Genomic DNA, 17,009 nt, shown 5'->3' with positions numbered 1-17,009 from the left:
ATCATGACCATCCGTACACGACACACCCGGGCACTCGCGGCCACCGCCGGGACCGTGCTCCTCGTCGCCGGCCTCACCGGCTGTGGCAGTACGGATGCGGAGGACGCCCCCGCCGAGCACAAGTCGTTCGCCTTCAGCGGGAAGGCCCTCACCATCGACGCCGAGAACTCGACCCTGGATCTCGTGCCCGCCGATGTGGAGCAGATCGAGGTGATCCGCCGGGTCGACGGGTGGGTCATGCTGGGCAGTGGGCCGGATCCCGTGTGGAAGCTCGAGGGGGACGAGCTGCGGCTCGAGGTGAAATGCCGGGCTCTGATCAGCAACTGTGAGGCACACCACGAGGTGAAGGTGCCCCGGGGGCTTGCCCTGACCGTGCAGGGGGACAACGGCAAGGTCACCGCGGCCGGCTTCACCGCTCCGCTCAGGATCTCCGCCGACAACGGGGGGATCAGGGTGCGTGACGCGTCCGGGCCGCTGGAGCTGAGCGCCGACAACGGTTCGGTCGACGCCGAGCGGGTTTCGGGCAGTTCCGTGATCGCCCGCTCGGACAACGGGGAGGTCCGGATCGGGCTGACCCGGGTCCCGGACCTGGTGGACACCGTCAGTGACAACGGGAGCGTCACCATCGACCTGCCGGCCGGGAAGAGTACGTACGCGGTGTCCGCCGAGGCCGACAACGGTGACGTCTCCGTCAAGGTGCCCCGCAGCGACAGCAGCAAGCACGTGGTGAAGGCGCGCAGCGACAACGGTGAAGTCACTGTCCGAACTGCGAACTAACCGACCCGTGCGTTCGTCCTAACTGGTGGGAGAATGAACCGGGCAGGGCGAATCGGCACGGGAGAGGGATGTGACGGCGACACACACGCGGCCGCAGGCGAAAGCGAGTGTTGGTTCCACCGTCAGGGACGTCCTGGTGCTGATGCTGCTGCCGGTTCCGCTGGTCGTCGCGGCGTCGCCGGGTGCCTTCGCCGGCGGGGGTACGCGCCGCTGGTTCGGGGGCCGCGGGGAGAATCAGCGGGCCGACGCGCAGGCGGCGAAGGACGCGGCGGCCGCGGCGTTCTACGAGCTGGACACCGCTCAGCGCGATCTGCGGATCTCGATCGAGACGATCACCGCCGTGGACAGTTCGCCCCGTGCACGTAAGGCTGCGGAGGACTTCGCTGCCCTGGGCCGGCGGATCGACGAGGTCAGCCACGAATACATCGCCGCGGTCGACGCCCACGACCTCGACCGGGACGATCTGGAGCCCTCGGCGGCGGCCGGTGCGCGGACCGAGCTGACGCGGGCCAAGGACGAGCTCGTACGGGTGAAGGGTGAGCTCGACCGGTTCGCCCAAGGGCTCGGGACCCTGCTCAGCAGCGCGGAGACCCAGCTCGCGCGGCTCGCTCCCGCTGTGGAGCGGGCCCGGCAGACGTTGCTCGCCGCGAGCAACGCTCTGGACGCGGTACGCGCCTCCGGGCTGCGGGCGGACGACCTCGCGGCCCGGCTCGCCGCCCTCGCCCCCGAGCTGACCAAGCTCAACCAGGGCGCGGGGCGGCACGGCGTGGCCGAGACGCTGCAGCGCGCCGATCACGTGCTACGGGACGCCGAGGCGGTCCGGGCGGAGGCGGAACAGCTCCCCGAGCGGGCCGCCGAGATCGACCGCCGACTGGTGTCACTGCGCACCCGGGCCCAGGCGCTGACGACGCGCGCCGGACAGGTCGAGCCGGTGCTCAGCGAGCTCCGACGGCGCTTCTCGGCCGCCTGCTGGCAGGACCTGCAGCCGGTTCCCGAGCAGGCGACAGTCAATGTCCGGCAGGCCGAGGCGAAGCTGGCGGAGGCCGCCGAGGCGCGGTCCGAGCAGCGCTGGCCCGATGCGACGTCCCTCCTGAGTACGGTCCGGGCGCTGCTCAACACGTCCGATGAGGCGGTGTCGGCCGCCGGGGACCGGCTGCAGCGGCTCGACGCGGTGGCCAAGAATCCGCAAGCCGAGATCGACCGCACCCGGTTCGCGATCCGGGACGCCCAGCGCCTCGCCATGGCCGGAAGGAACACGCCCGACCCGCGCCATGCCCGCCCGCTGGACGACGCCGTGGCGCGGCTTGAGCGGGCGATCGCCGGGCTCGAGGGGCGCCATCCCGACTACTGGCACTTCCTCTCCGAGGCCGAGGCCGTGCGGCAGACGACGAACCGGGTGGTGTCCGCGATCCGGGAGGAGCTGGGAGGCGGCGCCTGAGGCCACCCTGCCACGTGCGGGCGGAGCAGGCACGGAAGGGGCGATTTGTCCCCGGCAGCCGGTGGGCCGATCCTGGAAGTACGCAGCGGCTTCCGCTGAGGGGTTCCTGGCCGCACGCGGCCGAAGGAGGCCGTCATGGCCACACACGTTCTGCATCCGCATCCCAAGGGCCGGCGCGGCAAGCCCACCCGCCGCGAGGCGATTCGCCTTGACGAGCACCTGCCCGTCGATCACAGCCTCAGCCGGTTCTACCGGGTGGGCGCGGGCCTGATGGGCCTGCTGCTCCTCGCCTTCGGCATCCTGGGGCTCATCGACCGTATCGGCTTCTTCGACACGGGCGGCGACACGGTGGCGGGCCTCAACACCAACGGTGCGCTGAGTATCCTGTCCATCTGTGTCGGGCTGCTGCTCTTCGTCGGCATGGTCATCGGCGGGAACTTCGCCTCGACCCTGAACATGGTCCTGGGCATCGCCTTCATTCTCAGCGGGTTCGTGAATCTGGCCCTGCTGGACAGCAGCATGAACTTCCTGGCCTTCCACATGCAGAACGTGCTGTTCAGCTTCGTGGTCGGGGTGCTGCTGATGATGTTCGGTATGTACGGGAGGGTCAGCGGCGGTCTTCCCCACGACAATCCGTACTGGCGCGCCCGCCACCCCGAGCAGGTGGCGCGGGAGGAGCGCCACACCGTCGCCCCGATGCCCGAGGTCGCGAGGGGGAGCCCCAGGGGGAAGAGGCTCTAATGTGGAGCCATGCCTCGTTACGAGTACCGCTGCCGCCCCTGCGGCGAGACGTTCGAGCTCAGCCGTCCCATGGCCGAGTCGTCCGACCCTGCCTCCTGCCCCGCCGGGCACGAGGACACCGTGAAGCTGCTCTCCACCGTGGCTGTGGGCGGCTCGGCGTCCTCCACCCCGGCTTCCGCCCCCGCAGGCGGCGGTGGCGGTTGCTGCGGCGGGGGCTGCTGCGGCTGACGCCGTCGGGCACCGCCGCTACCTCTTGCGCGAGAGCTGTCTCCTGCGTCAGCCGGAACCCGTCAATCCTGCGGACGATCGTTCGCGTGTGCTCAGCGACCCGCCCCCTGCGGGTCTGCGGCGCGCAGGAAACGGCGCAGGATCTCCTCGCCGGCAGCGCCACCCCGCTCCCGGAGCACCTCGGTGTTGGGTGCGCCCCAGCCGCAGTCGGCGAGCTCTCCGTGGCCCGGGCGCCAGGCCCGGTCGGCGGCGAGCAGCAGGTCGGCGTCCAGGAGGGAGTCACCGGCGGCGAGCGTCAGCGTGGCACCGCAGCGGCGGGCCACCTCGCGCATCGCGGCACTCTTGGTGAGCGGTTTGGGTACGGCGTAGATCTTGCGGCCCTGGAGGGAGACGGTCCAGCCCCGGGGGTCCGCCCAGGCGGACAGCTCTTTCACCCAGCTCTGGGGAAGTGCGGCACGGTCGACGACCAGGTAGGCGAAGAGGTCCTCGGCAACCCGTTCCTTGAGCAGCCACGAGGGGTCGCCTGCGGCCTGGAGGTGGGCGCGGATCTCGGCGAGGGAGGCGCACTCGCCGGCGATCCGGTGGACCACATGGTCCTGCCAGTCCGGGTCGGAGACCCCGTCCACCAGGATGTGTCCGCCGTTGGCGCAGATGGCGTACCGGGGAGCGGGGCCGGGCAGGTGGATGCGGTTGTACTGCTCCCGGGTCCGGGTGGTGGTCGGGACGAACACCGTGGTGCGGGCCAGTTCGTCGAGCAGGGCGGCGGCCGTCTCCGTCATGTAGCAGAGGGGCGCCCGGTTGTACACCTCCACGCAGAGCAGGCGTGGGGCCTGCTCGTCGGGCATGGTCAGCTGGAGGGACGCCGCCGAGTAGATGAGGGTGCGGTCGAGGTCACTGGCCACCAGCGTCACGGGGGCGTCCGCCGCCACGTCCGCAGCAGCGTGCACGGGTGTGTCCGGTGTGGTCGAGGTGTCGCTCACTTCGCCGTCACCGCCGTGCCGTCCGCGCCGGTGGCGCCGCGGGTGTACTTGGGGTGGATCAGCCCGACGCAGGAGTAGGGGAGTTCCTCGACCTCCTCGACCGGGACGCCGCGGTGCTCGGCGAGCAGCCGTACGTGGTCGAGGTCGGCGCCGGCCCCGCGCTTGGCCAGGATCTTCCAGGGAACACGGCGCAGCAGTACCCGGGTCGTCTCGCCGACGCCGGGCTTGACCAGGTTCACGTCGTGGATGCCGTACTCCTCGCTGATCCGCTCGACGGCGGCCCATCCCTCCCAGGTGGGGGCGCGGTCCGCGGCGAGGAGTTCCTTCGCCTCGGCGTCCACGGCGTCGGCGACCTCGTCGAAGCGCGCGGCGACGGTGTCGAGGAACAGACCGGAGACGTCGGAGTCCGCGAGCTCACGGTAGAACTTCCCACCGTGGAAGTCGTGCGGGCCGACCAGGTCGGAGCGCAGGACCGTCCGGGAGATCAGCCCGGACACCGTGGAGTTGAGGCAGGCGGACGGAATGAGGAAGTCCTCGCGCGTCCCGTACGTCCGTACGCAGCCGCCCGGGTCGGCCAGTACGGCGATCTCCGGGTTGAAGCCCTCGAACTCCTTCAGCGCCGCCGCGAGTTCGCGGGTGATGGCGCCCTTCCCCGTCCAGCCGTCGACGAAGACGACGTCCGCCGGGTCGTGGTGGGCGGCCAGCCAGCGCAGGGCGTTGGCGTCGATGCCGCGGCCTCGGACGATGGAGACGGCATAGTGCGGCAGGCCGAGGCCGTGCCGGTGCTGGGCCCATCGGCGCATGAGGACCCCGACGGGGGTGCCGGCCCGGGCGAGGGAGACCAGGACGGGGCGGTGCCCCCTCTCGGCGAGGACGGTCTCCGTGACCGTGCCGACGGCCCGGGCGATACGGGCCGCCGAGGTCTCCAGGGCGGCCTTGAACAGCTCCTGGTACTGCGGGCTGGGCTGGTATTCGACGGGCAGCGACTCGGCGTAGTGCGCGCCGCCGCTCTGGATCGCCTCCTCGCGCTCCTCGGTGGGGGCCTCCAGCGGCGTGTCCGAGAGGTCCTGGAGCAGCCAGCCGACGTCGTCCGCCGCGTACGAGGAGAAGGCAGGGCCCCGGAGGGGTTCGGGCAGCATGGCGGCTTCCTGCCTGTGGGAGGTCGGCGACGGGACGTACGAGGGGACGACCGCGAGCAGGACCCGGTCGGTGTGCGCGGCGAGCCGGGCCAGCAGTCCGTCGGGGGCGTGCAGTGCGGGCGTGTCGGCGGTGGAGTCGACGACGGCGACGACGGCGTCGAACCCCGCGCCCGCGACGTTGTAGGCGTACCGGTCGCCCGGCCCGTCGGCGGGGTCGTCGTGGGCGGGGAAGACGAGGCGGCTGCGTATGGCGTAGCCGGGGTCGTCGACGGCGAGCACGGGCGAGCGGGTGGTGGTGGAGTACCGCACCTCGGCCGTGGTGGCGTCCTCCAGCGCGGTGGCGAGCCGCAGGGGCACGTACATCAGCTCCTCGAAGCCGAGGACGAGCACCCGGCGAGCATCACCCAGGGCGTCGGCGATACGGCCCGCCATGGTTGGGAGAGCGGCTTCCAGTGCCGCGCGGTGGACGGGGGTGAAGCCGTGGCGTCCGCCGTCGGGTACACCGGCCGGCCAGTCGAGGTCGACGCGGGCGGGGACGCAACGCGGGGCCGGAGGCTCGGCATCGGTGGTGGCCGCTTCCTGCGCGGCCACCAGGCTGCGGCCCTTCTCCAGGACTCCGTCGGGCAGGCGCACGGTGCCACGGGCACGGGCCACCAGGTCGACGCGGGCGCCGATCTCCTCGGCGAATCCGGCGAGCCGCCCCTGGTCGGCCTCGGACCGCATGTCCACCAGGGCGACGATGACGTACCGGTCCCGGGGGTAGCGCGCGTGGAGGGCCCGGATGGTGTTGAGCACGGTGTTGCCGGTGGAGAACTCGTCGTCGACCAGGACCAGCGGCGAGCTCTCCCCTGTGGCGTTCAGCAGTTCCGGGTCCTCGGGCAGCAGCAGATGGGAGGTGGCGTGCGAGTGCGCCTCCTCGAAGCCGCCCGCCTGTGCGACGCCGGGGACGGGGCGCCGGGTCGAGTGGAGGTACGGAGCCACCCCGAGGCCGTCCGCGACGGCGTGGCCGAGGCCGGTCGCCGTCTCCGCGTAGCCGAGGACGACCGCGCGAGGGGCCTCCGTCTCGCCCAGCAGGTGCCGTACCCGCTCGCCGAGCTCGTAGCCCACGCCGTGGACGACGGACGGCCGCTGCGGCACGTGCTTGCCCAGGACGTTCGACACGAGCAGGTGCGCCCGCTTCGGGTTGCGGCGCAGGGCGAGGCCCAGCAGCTCCCGGATCTCCCCGCCGCCGGCGAGCTCGACCCCGAGCCGCCCGGCGACCCAGTTACCCGACCACTCCACGTCCACTGCCTCTTCTTCCCGTATGTGCTCGTGTGCCCGCGCGTGCCCGCCCATGACCGCCTCGCCCGCGTCCGCCGCCTCGTCCATGCCCGCGCTCAGCCCGCCAGGCCTGCGGCCAGGAGTTCCACGAAGCCGACGTCCTCGCGTGCCACGCCGAAGACCTCGGCACGCTGCAGGGTCCGCTCGGCCCAGGCGCGGTGCGGCTTCACTTCGTTCATCTTGTTCGTGTACGCGGATCGCAGCACTCCGCCGCCGCCCCGCTCAGGCCGGAGGATGTCCTGCGCGTCGCTGTACTCCTCGTGGCTGACGACCGACAGCGCGTGCACGGGCAGGACGTGGGACGGATGGATGCAGGTCTTGCCGAGCAGCCCGTTGGCCCGGTCGAGTTCGATCTCGCGCAGCAGACCGTCGAGGTCGTGTTCGATGAGCGTGGTGCGCAGTTCCTCGGCCTGCCCCACGAAGGGGCTGCGACGCAGCTGGGGCTTGAACATCCGCTCCTGGAGGCGGAAGTACTCCCACACGGGCCCGGTGATGGTGAAACCGGTGCCGTCCGCCCGGCCCAGCACGTTGACGACGTCGCCGATGACGGCGCCGACGATCTGGACGTCGTACGCCGTCATGTCGGGGGCCCGGCGCAGGCCGTAGGCGGAGCAGAAATCGGTGACGCCGAGCCGCAGTGCCAGGATCCGCTCGCGGTGCTTGTCGACGGTGCGGGCGATTCCCCGAAGGGTTTCGCCTCTGGTCTCCAGATGCAGCAGCTCGGGCGATTCGAGGACGGGCATCGCGAACAGCCGGTGTCCGCTGTCCGCTTCGGCCTCGGTGAGGGCCTCCAGGAAGAACTCGCCCCGCTCTTCCGTGAATTTCGGAAGGACGAATCCGGACAAGAATCGGACGGAGCTCCCGAGTCGCCGTACGAGGTCGGAGATCTGCTCCGGTTCACGGACTCGGATGAAGAGCAGCGGCACCTCGGCGGCCCGCGCCTCGAGGTCGGCGAACTGCCGGACCAGATTGGCCTCGGCAGCGACGACTTCGGAGTCGTCGATGGAATCCTCCAGGCAGAGCACCATGGAGACGACGCCCTGCCCGCTCTGCTTGATCACGTCATCGGCCAGTCTGGGCCGGGTCGCGGGGCTGTAGAGCGTGGCACCCAGGGCCACCGAGAGCATGCGGGAGGAGGAACGCGCGTCGAATTCGCACGGCTCCCTGAAGAACAGGCCCTCCCGGACAGGGGGCGAGATATGCCCGAAATGACGCATGTGATTCCCCCGTACTGCCATAGAGACCGGACAACGTATGGCCGGTAATAGTACGTTCGGACAGGTGTCGTAGGTTCCCCGTCCCTGTGAACTTCGGGTGTCCCCGACGCATCTCACGCCCCGCGCGGCGCGCCTGCGTGCTCCCCGCGAACAGCTCCTGGCCTACTGTTTCGTACCCCCGCGTTGTCCGGACGCTCCCCCAGCAGGCAGGATGACCGCCATGACGCACGCGATGCTGAAGGGCTCGAACGTCCCTCTCGACGCCATGGCCGTACGGGCCGTACTGCACTGGACCCCGGGCGCCGATGTCCCGGATGTAGACGCCTCCGCCCTGCTGATCGGCCCCACCGGCCGGGTGCGTTCCGACGAGGACTTCGTCTTCTACAACCAGCCGCGGCATCCTTCGGGCCTCGTCCGGCGCCTGCCCAAGCGCAGCGGACCCGAAGGGCTCACGGACACGATCGAGGCGGATCTCTCCTCGCTCGACCCCTCCGTGGAACAGGTGGTCATCGCCGCGTCCTGCGACGAGGCGGCGTTCGAGCGTGTGACGGATCTGCGGATATCGCTGTACGACGCGGCATCCGCAGCCGGTGAGCCGCTCGCGGTCTTCGATGTGCGCGCGGAGACCGGCGAGGAGACCGCCGTCATCTGCGGCGAGCTGTACCGGCGCGGCGACAGCTGGAAGTTCCGGGCGGTGGGACAGGGATACCCGACGGGCCTCGTCGGACTGGCCACCGCCTTCGGTATCTCCGTGGACGAGGCCGAAGCCGCCTCCGAGCCCGGCCCCCCGGCCGTGCCCAACGCCCCCGACACGTCCGCGTCCGCCCCGCCCGCACCGGAGCCCACCGCGCCCTTGCCCGACTCCCAGGCCACGGTCCAGCACCAGCAGCCCGCGTACGGCTACCCGCAGCCGTCCGTGGCGCCCCAGTCGGGCTACGGCTACCCGCAGCCGCCCACCGCGGCTCCTCAGCCCGCGTACGGCTACCCCCAGCCCGCCGCGGCCCAGCCGGCGTACGGCTACCCCCAGCCCGCTGCGGCGGCGGCGCATGCCGCCGACCCGAATTTCGTGCTCCCCCCGCAGGGCCCGCAGTTCCTCCGGTCGTGAACCAGGTGCGCGGTCGTCCCTGACGGCGCGCACTCAGGCCCGCGTCTTGTAGCCGCGTCCCCACTGCATACCGAAGCCGTACATCCGGTCCAGTTCCGACTGGAAGCCGTACACGAACTTCACCTCGCGGCGCACGATCAGCTCGCCCTTGACGTTGTCCATGGTGAACACCGCACAGGAGCGGGCCTGCGGGGCCCGCTCGTCCAGCTCGATCTCGATGCGCGGTCCGTTGCCCGGATAGAGCGTCACCTTGGCATGCGTACGGTCGAAGGCCGGGGTCTGGTCGTAGATGTACACGAAGAACAGCAGGCGCTTGATCTCGTCACGCTTGTCGAGGTTCACGTAGACGGTCTCGCCCGACGGCGCCCCGAAACGGTCGTCGCCGCTGAGCCTGACGTACGGCGCCGCGTTCAGGTCGCCGATGAGGTTGCCCAGAGGCTGCACCACGCCCTTGGTCCCGTCCGCCAGTTCGTACATGCAGCCCAGGTCCAGGTCGACGTTGACCATGCCCTGGGTGTGCGCCTGGACCACGTCGGGCTGGAAGAGCTTCAGCGGGCGCAGCAGCCTGCCGCTCTGCCGCGACCTGCCGCCGATGTCCGACGTACGCATCTGCCACGACAGGTTGACGCGCAAGTTGCCCGACAGAGCGCCCTGCTTGTTCAGCGAGACCGTCGCGTTGCGCTTGGAGAGCACGATCGAGCTCGTCGCGGAGTCCCCCGACTCGAACTGCGCCGACCGCAACGGAAAAAGGCCGTCCCAGAAGGCCATCCCAACCCCCAAATTCTTCGGTAGTACCCCGACCTCACACACGGCCCACACGGCCCCACACGCTCCGCACGTCACTGCGGGGCGGCCACCGGCCGGGTCCGGGTGTTCCCGGAGAACCGCCGCGTGGGCCGCCCCGCAGAGAGAGCGTTCCTCATTCCCTACCGGGTCACACCCCGGAGGAGACTTCTGCCTTGGAATCGGAGCCGCCGCCGTCGCCGCCGGCCGCGGCGATGGCCTTGTTGCGCCGCACCGAGGACCAGAAGGACCAGCCGATCAGGATGACCCCGACGGAGCCGGTGATGAGCTCGTTGATCTCGTGCTGGATGGTGACGAGCAGGATGACCGCGAGGGCGCCGATCGCGTAGTGCGCGCCGTGCTCCAGGTAGACGTAGTCGTCCAGCGTGCCCTGGCGGACCAGGTACACGGTGAGCGAACGGACGTACATGGCGCCGATACCGAGGCCGAGGGCCATCAGCACGATCTCGTTGGTGATGGCGAAGGCACCGATGACGCCGTCGAACGAGAAGGAGGCGTCGAGGACCTCGAGGTAGAGGAACATGAAGAACGCGGCCTTACCCGCCAGGACGACACCGGAGACCGGCTTGCCGGCCTTCTTGGCCTCTTCCTCGGCCTCGTGTTCGCGCTCCTCCTCCTCCTCGAGCTTCTTCTCGAAGAAGCCGGAGAGGCCGCCGACCACGAGGTACGTGATCAGACCGGCGATGCCGGAGAGCATGACGGTCTCCGCCTTGTTCGCGTGTCCGCCACCGTGCTGGTGGGCCTGGGTCGCGAAGGTCATGGCGGTGATCATCAGGACGATGAGCGCGACGCAGACCGACAGCATGTCGACCTTGCCGAGCTTGGCGAGCGGACGCTCGAGCCAGCCGAGCCACTTGATGTCACGATCCTCGAAGATGAAGTCGAGGAAGATCATGATCAGGAACATCCCACCGAAGGCGGCGATGGACGGATGGGCGTCCGTCACCAGCTCCTTGTACCGGTCGGGGTCGTTGAAGGAGAGATCGACGGCCTCGATGGGGCCGAGCTGTGCACTGATGGCCACGATCACGACGGGGAAGACCAGCCGCATACCGAAGACCGCGATGAGGATGCCGATGGTGAGGAAGATCTTCTGCCAGAAGGCACTCATCTTCTTCAGGATTCCGGCGTTGATCACCGCGTTGTCGAAGGACAGCGAGATCTCCAGGATCGACAGGATCGCGACGATGCCGAAAGCCTGCCACCCCCCGTAGAACACCGCTGCGACCAAGCCGAGCGCGGTGACCGCGAACGACCAGCCGAAGGTTTTCAGGACCACTGGCTACCCCATCGTGTGTGTAAGGGTCTCCCCCGGTGAGTACGGGGCTCCCCCGCGCCGTGCGCGGCTTTATGAAACGTTGACCCCGAAGTCTAGAGCGATGCCCCGAAGCCCGGACGCGTACCCCTGTCCGACTGCACGGAATTTCCACTCCCCGCCATACCGGTAGAGCTCACCGAAGATCATCGCCGTCTCCGTCGACGCGTCCTCGCTGAGGTCGTACCGCGCCAGCTCCTGACCGTCCGCCTGGTTCACCACGCGAATGAAGGCATTGCTGACCTGACCGAAGGTCTGCCCTCGATTGTCGGCTTCATGGATCGAGACCGGGAAAATAATCTTGTCGCAGTGCGCCGGCACCTCCGTCAGGTTCACGATGACGGACTCGTCGTCGCCGTCGCCCTCACCCGTGAGGTTGTCCCCGGTGTGCTCGACGGAGCCGTCGGGGCTGGTGAGGTTGTTGTAGAACACGAACCACTCGTCGCCGAGGATGCGGCCCGACTGGCACAGCAGCGCGCTGGCGTCGAGGTCGAAGTCGGCTCCCGTCGTGGATCGTGCGTCCCAGCCGAGCCCGACCAGCACCTTGGTGAGATCGGGTGCGGCCTTGGAGAGGGAGACATTGCCTCCCTTGGCGAGCGTGACGCCCATGGTGTGTCCTCCCCGAGTCGATGGACGGTCTTCCGGCCCGGCACGGGCGCCTGCGGACGCGGGCGCTCTGCCGAGCGCGTCCGGCGCCGCACAGGGTGCGACGCCGGACGCGGATGGAGCCGTGGTGTCCGGAGGTTCCTCCGGACCGGGCTCAGACGTTGACGCCGAAGTCCTGCGCGATGCCGCGCAGACCCGAGGCATACCCCTGGCCGATGGCGCGGAACTTCCACTCCGCACCGTTGCGGTAGAGCTCACCGAAGACCATGGCGGTCTCCGTCGAGGCGTCCTCACTCAGGTCGTAGCGGGCGAGCTCGGTGTTGTCCGCCTGGTTGACCACGCGGATGTACGCGTTGCGCACCTGGCCGAAGCTCTGCTGACGGCTCTCGGCCTCGTAGATCGAGACCGGGAAGACGACCTTGTCGATGTCCGCAGGGAGACCGGCCAGGTTGACCTTGATGACCTCGTCGTCGCCCTCGCCCTCACCGGTGAGGTTGTCACCGGTGTGCTCGACCGAGCCGTCGGGGCTCTTGAGGTTGTTGAAGAAGACGAAATTTCCGTCGCTGCCGACCTTGCCCTCGGCGTTCGCCAGCAGCGCGCTGGCGTCGAGGTCGAAGTCACCGCCGGTGGTCGTACGGGCATCCCAGCCCAGACCGACGATGACCGCGGTCAGGTTCGGCGCGGCCTTGGTCAGCGAGACGTTGCCGCCCTTGCTGAGGCTGACTCCCACGAGTCCTCCAAAAGGTTTGAGAGGGCGGGCAGACACCAGCGCCCCCGTCGTGCGTTGGCATAGGATCAACGATTGGATCCTAGTGACCGGTTCCCGGCCAAAACAGGCTTTTGACCGGTCGCCGCCAGGAGATCCCCGGAGCCGGCGGGTCGCAAACCGCACGGATGTCGTCGAGCGCCGGCATTCAGCCCGGAGCCCGCACATCGCGGGTCCACGCGGGGCCGGCCCCGGGCACCTCCCCGGGACCTCCCCGGATCAGATCGCGTCGAGTGCCTTGATGTAGTCGTTCAGGTCACGTGCGTCCGGCAGGCCGTTGACGACGGTCCAGCGGACCACACCCTGCTTGTCGATGATGAACGTGCCGCGCACCGCGCAGCCCTTGTCCTCGTCGAAGACGCCGTACGCCCGCGAGGTCTCCCCGTGCGGCCAGAAGTCCGAGAGCAGCGGGTACTCGAGGCCCTCCTGCTCGGCGAAGACGCGCAGGGTGTGCATCGAGTCGTTGGACACGGCGAGCAGCTGGGTGTCGTCGTTCTCGAACTTCGGCAGCTCGTCGCGGAGCGCGCACAGTTCCCCGGTGCAGACGCCGGTGAAGGCGAAGGGGTAGAAGAGCAGCACCACGTTCTTGGCGCCGTGAGAACCCTGGAAATCGGAGAGCTTCACGGTCCGCCCGTGGTTGTCCTTCAGCTCGAAATCCGGAGCCTGCGTACCGGCCTCGATCGCCATGTGAAACGCGTCCCTTCGCAAACGTCGTACTTCCCCGGCCTGGGCCGTCCGGGTGATACCCACCCTACGCAGCGTCCCCTTCGTGCCCCGTGCGGGCCCGCACCAGGGCGTACGAAGGCCCCCGGCGACGCGTGGTGCCGTCCGGGGGCCTCGGGTGATGAAGGTGCTCTCAGCGCTTGGCCGGGGCCCCCTTGGGGGTGACCAGACGGCTGCCCGTCCAGTCCTTGCCCGCGCTGATGCTCTTGGTCTGGGCGAGACCAGCTGTCTGGGCAGCCTCGTTGATGTCGCTCGGCTCGACGTATCCGTCTCGGCCGGTCTTGGGCGTCAGCAGCCAGACCGCCCCACCGTCCTCGATCAGACCAATGGCATCCACCAGCGCGTCCGTAAGGTCGCCGTCCTCGTCGCGGAACCAGAGCAGGACGACGTCAGCGACGTCGTCGTAGTCCTCGTCGACGAGTTCCTGGCCGATTGTGGCCTCAATGCCCTCACGGAGCTCCTGCTCGACGTCGTCGTCGTAGCCGATCTCCTGGACCACCTGTCCGGGTTCGAACCCAAGCCTTGCGGCCGTGTTGGTCCGTTCCTCCGCGTGGTCCGCGGTCGCGCTCACGGGTTGCCTCCTGATCATGTTTCGGAAAATGCTTCAGCCACGCGCGTGCGCGGGGCGTTGGCCGTAGTCCACACGGGCTCGGCGAATCGCGCAAGTACCCGGCGTCCGAGACCGCCTAAACGGTGACGTTCCCTGCCACGTCGCCGCCACTCCCGGCATGTCTCCTGCGGGGCCCGAAACGGGGTCCGGACCCTTTACGTCCTTCCTCAGCTTATGCCGTTTCGCTCCGCCATTCGGATTCGAACGGGCTTTGGGAACGCTTGGCCGGGTTGGGCGTATGGTTGCGGTTTGGGCAGAACCGCCCTCGTGCCGTCGGTACTCGTGCCCGGACACGGCGTCCGGGCACCTTGTGTTACCCCACAGTAGAGATGACGTTCAGGACCTCGCGGTACACGATGGAGGCGGCGTACGTCAGCCACCCCGGGGGTACGTTCCCCGCGACCATGCCCTGAAGAGCACCACCGAACAGCGAAGGAACAGCGTGGCTTCCGGATCCGATCGCAACCCGATCATCATTGGCGGCCTTCCGAGCCAGGTCCCGGACTTCGATCCTGAAGAGACCCAGGAATGGCTCGACTCCCTCGACGCCGCCGTCGACGAGCGCGGCCGTGAGCGGGCCCGCTATCTGATGCTCCGGCTCATCGAGCGTGCGCGCGAGAAGCGCGTGGCCGTGCCCGAGATGCGCAGTACCGACTACATCAACACGATCGCCACGAAGGACGAGCCGTTCTTCCCCGGCGACGAGGAGATCGAGCGCAAGGTCCTCAACGCGACCCGGTGGAACGCCGCGGTGATGGTCTCCCGCGCCCAGCGCCCCGGGATCGGTGTCGGCGGCCACATCGCCACCTTCGCTTCCTCCGCCTCGTTGTACGACGTGGGCTTCAACCACTTCTTCCGTGGCAAGGACGACGGTCTGGGCGGCGACCAGATCTTCTTCCAAGGGCACGCGTCCCCGGGGATCTACGCCCGCGCCTTCCTGCTCGACCGGCTGAGCGAGGCCCAGCTCGACGGGTTCCGCCAGGAGAAGTCGAAGGCCGGGCACGCGCTGTCCAGCTACCCGCACCCGCGGTCGATGCCGGACTTCTGGGAGTTCCCCACCGTCTCGATGGGCCTCGGTCCGCTCGGCGCGATCTACCAGGCGCGGATGAACCGCTACATGGAGGCGCGCGGCATCGCCGACACCTCCAAGTCGCACGTCTGGGCCTATCTGGGCGACGGCGAGATGGACGAGCCGGAGTCCCTCGGCCAGCTCTCCATCGCCGCCCGCGAGGGGCTGGACAACCTCACGTTCGTGGTCAACTGCAACCTGCAGCGCCTGGACGGCCCGGTGCGCGGCAACGGCAAGATCATCCAGGAGCTGGAGTCACAGTTCCGCGGAGCCGGCTGGAACGTCATCAAGCTGGTCTGGGACCGCACCTGGGACCCGCTGCTCGCGCAGGACCGCACCGGCATCCTGGTCAACAAACTGAACACCACGCCGGACGGCCAGTTCCAGACGTACGCCACCGAGACCGGGGCGTACATCCGTGATCACTTCTTCGGCGACGACCCGCGCCTGCGCGACATGGTCAAGGACATGTCCGACGAACAGATCCTGCACCTGGGCCGCGGCGGTCACGACCATCGGAAGGTCTACGCGGCGTACGCGGCGGCCAAGGCCCACAAGGGCCAGCCGACCGTGATCCTGGCGCAGACGGTCAAGGGATGGACGCTCGGACCGAACTTCGAGGGCCGCAACGCGACCCACCAGATGAAGAAGCTCACGGCCGACGACCTGAAGCGTTTCCGTGACCGGCTGCACATCCCGATCGCGGACAAGCAGCTGGAGGACGGCAACCCGCCGTACTACCACCCGGGCCGCGACTCGGAAGAGATCCAGTACATGCACGACCGCCGCCAGGGTCTGGGCGGCTACGTCCCGACCCGCGTCGTGCGGGCGAAGCCACTGCCCCTGCCGGACGACAAGGCGTACGCGACCGCGAAGAAGGGTTCGGGTCAGCAGTCGATCGCCACGACCATGGCGTTCGTCCGTGTCCTGAAGGACCTCATGCGGGACAAGGAGATCGGCAAGCGTTTCGTGCTGATCGCGCCCGATGAATACCGCACCTTCGGCATGGACGCGTTCTTCCCGAGTGCGAAGATCTACAACCCGCTCGGCCAGCAGTACGAGTCGGTGGACCGCGAGCTCCTCCTTGCGTACAAGGAGTCGCCGACGGGCCAGATGCTGCACGACGGCATCTCCGAGGCGGGCTGCACGGCTTCGCTGATCGCCGCCGGTTCGGCGTACGCCACACACGGCGAACCGCTGATCCCGGTGTACGTCTTCTACTCGATGTTCGGCTTCCAGCGCACCGGAGACCAGTTCTGGCAGATGGCCGACCAGCTCTCGCGCGGTTTCGTGCTGGGCGCGACCGCCGGGCGTACGACACTGACCGGTGAGGGTCTCCAGCACGCGGACGGCCACTCGCAGCTGCTCGCGTCGACGAACCCGGCCTGCGTCTCCTACGACCCGGCCTTCGGGTACGAGATCGCGCACATCGTCAAGGACGGTCTGCGCCGGATGTACGGCGGGACCCCTGACGAGAACGAGGACGTCTTCTACTACCTCACCGTCTACAACGAGCCGATCCAGCACCCGGCCGAGCCCGCCGATGTGGATGTCGAGGGCATCCTCAAGGGCGTGCACCGCTACCGCGCCGGCGAGAAGGGCCAGATCCCTGCCCAGATCATGGCGTCCGGTGTGGCCGTCCCGTGGGCGGTCGAGGCCCAGCGCATCCTCGCCGACGAGTGGAACGTGAAGGCGGACGTCTGGTCGGCGACCTCCTGGAACGAACTGCGCCGCGAGGCCGTGGAGGTGGAGCGCCACAACCTGCTCCACCCGGAGGAGGAGCAGCGCGTCCCCTACGTGACGCAGAAGCTCTCCGGCTCCGAGGGTCCGTTCGTGGCGGTCTCGGACTGGATGCGTTCCGTGCCCGACCAGATCGCGCGCTGGGTGCCCGGCGCGTACCAGTCGCTGGGTGCGGACGGGTTCGGCTTCGCCGACACCCGTGGTGCGGCGCGCCGCTTCTTCCACATCGACGCTCAGTCGATCGTGCTGGCAGTGCTGACCGAGCTGGCGAAGGAGGGCAAGATCGACCGTTCGGCGCTGAAGACGGCGCTCGACCGCTACGAGCTGCTGGACGTGGCCGCTGCCGGCCCCGGCCCGGCCGGCGGTGACGCGTAAGGACCACGCGTAGGGAACACGCGGGTCCGGAAGAAGGGCGGCGGAGCTTCACGGCT

At 69.2% G+C, this 17,009-nt stretch carries 15 protein-coding genes; 6 read left to right on the top strand and 9 right to left on the bottom strand.

What is annotated here, in order from left to right:
- Positions 1 to 3 precede the first annotated feature (3 nt).
- The 4 genes from ACWD04_RS15195 (at position 4) to ACWD04_RS15180 (ending at position 3,184) form a co-directional block, all read left to right on the top strand.
- Positions 4 to 777 carry a DUF4097 family beta strand repeat-containing protein gene (locus ACWD04_RS15195; protein ID WP_451131928.1) on the top strand — a complete coding sequence of 258 codons (774 nt, stop codon included), beginning with the start codon at positions 4 to 6 and terminating at the stop codon, positions 775 to 777.
- A 70-nt stretch (positions 778 to 847) separates the two neighbouring features.
- Positions 848 to 2,215, top strand: coding sequence for a hypothetical protein (locus ACWD04_RS15190; protein ID WP_451131926.1), 1,368 nt, complete (start codon positions 848 to 850; stop codon positions 2,213 to 2,215).
- Positions 2,216 to 2,350: 135 nt separating this feature from the next.
- Positions 2,351 to 2,956: a DUF4383 domain-containing protein gene (locus ACWD04_RS15185; RefSeq protein ID WP_451131924.1), complete on the top strand. Its 606-nt coding sequence runs from the start codon at positions 2,351 to 2,353 to the stop codon at positions 2,954 to 2,956.
- Positions 2,957 to 2,965: 9 nt separating this feature from the next.
- Positions 2,966 to 3,184: an FmdB family zinc ribbon protein gene (locus ACWD04_RS15180; protein WP_451131922.1), complete on the top strand. Its 219-nt coding sequence runs from the start codon at positions 2,966 to 2,968 to the stop codon at positions 3,182 to 3,184.
- A 92-nt stretch (positions 3,185 to 3,276) separates the two neighbouring features.
- On the opposite strand, the gene ACWD04_RS15175 is transcribed toward ACWD04_RS15180, so the two are convergent.
- From ACWD04_RS15175 to ACWD04_RS15165, 3 genes are read right to left on the bottom strand one after another with little or no spacing between them, the layout of a single operon-like run.
- Positions 3,277 to 4,164: an HAD family hydrolase gene (locus tag ACWD04_RS15175; RefSeq protein WP_451131920.1), complete on the bottom strand. Its 888-nt coding sequence runs from the start codon at positions 4,162 to 4,164 to the stop codon at positions 3,277 to 3,279.
- Positions 4,161 to 6,638, bottom strand: coding sequence for a phosphoribosyltransferase (locus ACWD04_RS15170; protein WP_451132252.1), 2,478 nt, complete (start codon positions 6,636 to 6,638; stop codon positions 4,161 to 4,163). Before ACWD04_RS15170 ends, ACWD04_RS15175 begins: the two co-directional genes overlap by 4 nt.
- A gap of 41 nt (positions 6,639 to 6,679) precedes the next feature.
- A complete protein-coding gene (locus ACWD04_RS15165; RefSeq protein WP_451131918.1) occupies positions 6,680 to 7,840 on the bottom strand; it encodes an HpcH/HpaI aldolase/citrate lyase family protein in 1,161 nt (386 codons plus the stop codon).
- A 211-nt stretch (positions 7,841 to 8,051) separates the two neighbouring features.
- Between ACWD04_RS15165 and ACWD04_RS15160 the strand changes: the two genes are divergently transcribed.
- The gene (locus tag ACWD04_RS15160; RefSeq protein WP_451131916.1) at positions 8,052 to 8,945 is read left to right on the top strand and encodes a TerD family protein; all 894 of its coding nucleotides are present in this window, start codon (positions 8,052 to 8,054) and stop codon (positions 8,943 to 8,945) included.
- 33 nt (positions 8,946 to 8,978) lie between these two features.
- Here ACWD04_RS15160 and ACWD04_RS15155 read toward each other — a convergent pair whose 3' ends face one another.
- The 6 genes from ACWD04_RS15155 to ACWD04_RS15130 all read right to left on the bottom strand — a co-directional run bounded on the left by ACWD04_RS15155 (position 8,979) and on the right by ACWD04_RS15130 (position 13,730).
- Entirely contained in the window at positions 8,979 to 9,713 is a 735-nt protein-coding gene (locus ACWD04_RS15155) for a TerD family protein (RefSeq protein WP_451131914.1), read from the bottom strand.
- Positions 9,714 to 9,879: 166 nt separating this feature from the next.
- A complete protein-coding gene (locus ACWD04_RS15150; RefSeq protein WP_451131912.1) occupies positions 9,880 to 11,028 on the bottom strand; it encodes a DUF475 domain-containing protein in 1,149 nt (382 codons plus the stop codon).
- Between the two features lie 69 nt (positions 11,029 to 11,097).
- Positions 11,098 to 11,673, bottom strand: coding sequence for a TerD family protein (locus ACWD04_RS15145; protein ID WP_451131910.1), 576 nt, complete (start codon positions 11,671 to 11,673; stop codon positions 11,098 to 11,100).
- Between the two features lie 151 nt (positions 11,674 to 11,824).
- A complete protein-coding gene (locus tag ACWD04_RS15140) occupies positions 11,825 to 12,400 on the bottom strand; it encodes a TerD family protein (RefSeq protein WP_451131908.1) in 576 nt (191 codons plus the stop codon).
- A gap of 255 nt (positions 12,401 to 12,655) precedes the next feature.
- The gene (locus ACWD04_RS15135; protein WP_451131906.1) at positions 12,656 to 13,123 is read right to left on the bottom strand and encodes a peroxiredoxin; all 468 of its coding nucleotides are present in this window, start codon (positions 13,121 to 13,123) and stop codon (positions 12,656 to 12,658) included.
- A gap of 169 nt (positions 13,124 to 13,292) precedes the next feature.
- Positions 13,293 to 13,730 carry a DUF3052 domain-containing protein gene (locus ACWD04_RS15130; RefSeq protein ID WP_031092598.1) on the bottom strand — a complete coding sequence of 146 codons (438 nt, stop codon included), beginning with the start codon at positions 13,728 to 13,730 and terminating at the stop codon, positions 13,293 to 13,295.
- Positions 13,731 to 14,211: 481 nt separating this feature from the next.
- Between ACWD04_RS15130 and aceE the strand changes: the two genes are divergently transcribed.
- Positions 14,212 to 16,953 carry a pyruvate dehydrogenase (acetyl-transferring), homodimeric type gene (aceE, locus tag ACWD04_RS15125; protein WP_451131904.1) on the top strand — a complete coding sequence of 914 codons (2,742 nt, stop codon included), beginning with the start codon at positions 14,212 to 14,214 and terminating at the stop codon, positions 16,951 to 16,953.
- The last annotated feature ends 56 nt before the right edge of the window (positions 16,954 to 17,009 follow it).

This window comes from Streptomyces sp. NPDC002911, assembly GCF_053591835.1.
This window is presented reverse-complemented; position numbering and strand designations above follow the sequence as displayed.